This is a genomic window from Streptomyces sp. NPDC004658, assembly GCF_040609555.1.
Lineage (GTDB): Bacteria > Actinomycetota > Actinomycetes > Streptomycetales > Streptomycetaceae > Streptomyces.
This window is the reverse complement of sequence record NZ_JBEXKG010000373.1, coordinates 1-2050: the sequence shown is the minus strand read 5'-3', so window position 1 is coordinate 2050 and position 2050 is coordinate 1. Positions and strand designations below refer to the sequence as shown.

Below are 2050 nucleotides of genomic sequence, written 5' to 3'. Positions count from 1 at the left end.
GTCGGCGGGTGGCCGTGCGGCGGGCGGGGCGGCGCGCTCGCCCTGCCGGGCCTCGTGCACCCGGGCGGCGGCCCGGGCGCCCGCCCGGTACGCGGCGATGGCTCCGGCCCGGGCTGCCCGGATGTCCGCACCGCTCTCCAGAGCCGGCCGGCCCGCCGCACCGGAGGCGCCGGTCGCGCCGGGCGCCGGGAGCCCTCCGGCCGCCCTCGCCTGGATGGCGGCCCGCCGCGCGGCCTCGGGATCGACGTCCGCGGCCACCCCGCTCGCAGGCACCCCGGCACCGGCGGAGGCCTCAGCAGCTCCCGCACCGGGAGCGACCCGCGCGGTTCCGCCCCCGGCGGGACCCGGCTCGGCTCCGAAGCCCTCTCCCCCGTCGCCGTCCGTGCTCTCGGGAGCCGGCACCGGGTCGTATCCGCACAGCGCCTCCTCCGCCGCGCCGGCCGCGAGGCCCGTCAGCATCACGCGGCCGTCCTCGCAGACGAGGACCGTGCGGACGGTGATGTTGCGGTGCACCCAGCCATGGGCGTGCAGCACCCGGAGCGCCATGAGCACGTCGGAGGCCACCTCGGCCGCCCGGTACGGCGTCAGCGGTCTCTCGGTGAGCAGAGCGGCCAGCGGACGCGCGTTCACCAGCTCGCTGACGATCCACAGGGAGCCGCCCTCGGCGAACACGTCGAAGAGCTGGTCCAGCCGGGGGTGGTCGGGGATGCCGGCCGCCGCCTGCGCGGCCTCGACGGCGCGCCGCACCGCCGGATCGGCGGGCCGGCGGGTGGCCGTCCTCGCGTCCGGCGCCCGGCGGGAGGCGCGCTCCCGTGCGGTGAACCCGTCCGGCAGCCCCTCCGCGTCGAGCACCTCGGCCTCGACGACCTCGGGCAACGGCACCTGCCGGACGAGGACTTCCTGGCCGCTGTAGGTGTCGAAGGCGCGGGTCTCCGTGAGTTCGTACTCGTCGGACGGCGGCAGTGGCAGGCGGTAGCGGTCGGCGAGCACCCGACCCGCGTAGTCGTCCACTTTGCCTCCCCCGGCCGCCCGGTTGGTCAGATCCGTTCGCCTCACGACCCGTTTCGCACAAGCGTACGGCCGCACACGGTCCGCGACCCTTCACGATACGTGCCGGAGGCAACCCGCATTGAGAGGATGACGGATTCTCACGTACCAAACCGGCGCACGGCGCCTACGACTTGGGTTCGAAGGATCCCGTCAACGTCTTCCAGGTGTCCTTGCGCAGTTCGCCGTGCCAGTCGGCGTTCTTCGCGGTGTACATCAGCGCGTAACCGAGGTGGTCGTTCACCACGAACCCCCGGTCGATCGTGCGGTACTCGGTGCCGCCCTCGACGTAGGTGAACTCCCAGTCCGCGGTGTTCCAGCGGCGGTAGTCCACCTTCTCGATACGGATCTTGTGGTACTGGGAGCGCACCATGTAGCGCTCCTGGTTCTTCCAGTCCGCCACCGGATCGTCCTTGGGCGTGCCGGTCCAGGCGACGAGCAGCTTCTGCCCGCCCGGCCCGGTGTAGCGGTCACCGGCGGCCCCGGTGGACTGGTACGCCCACCCCTTGGGCAGCCCGATCGAGTACCCCTGGCCGCCCTTGCGGGTGGAGACCGCCGGAGCGCTCCCCTCCTTCGAACCGGAGGAGCCGGAGCCGCCGGCGGAGTCGGAGCGGGTGCCGGAGCCGGCGGACCGGCTCGCCTCGGCGTCCGTCGACGACCCGGTGGTCGCGGCGGCCGAGCCCGCCCCGTCCGTCCGGGTCCCGGTGTCCGTGCCGTCGCCCGTTCCCTTGTCCTGCTTGGCGGACGCGCCGGCACTGGTCGCGGCCTTGGCCCCGTCGCTCTTGCCGCCCTCGCCGTCGCCGCCGCCCAGGGTGAGGGCCAGCACGGTCCCGAGCACGGCGAGCACGACCACCACGGCGATGATCACCAGGGTGCGCCTGGGCACCACGTCGGTCAGCGGCGCCCTGGGCACCGGCCGCGTCGGCAGGTCCAGGTCCGGCGGCGGCACCACGGGCCAGCCGGAACCCTGCTTGGTCGCGCCGGAGTTCGGCACCCCGGCGGC

At 74.8% G+C, this 2050-nt stretch carries 1 protein-coding gene and 1 pseudogene; both read right to left on the bottom strand.

Annotated elements, in window-relative coordinates:
• The coding region (locus ABZV94_RS41425) for a protein kinase (protein WP_356350248.1) at positions 1-1011 on the bottom strand (1011 nt) is incomplete at its 3' end.
• A gap of 163 nt (positions 1012-1174) precedes the next feature.
• A pseudogene (locus ABZV94_RS41420) lies at positions 1175-2050 on the bottom strand (serine/threonine protein kinase); the annotation flags it as partial.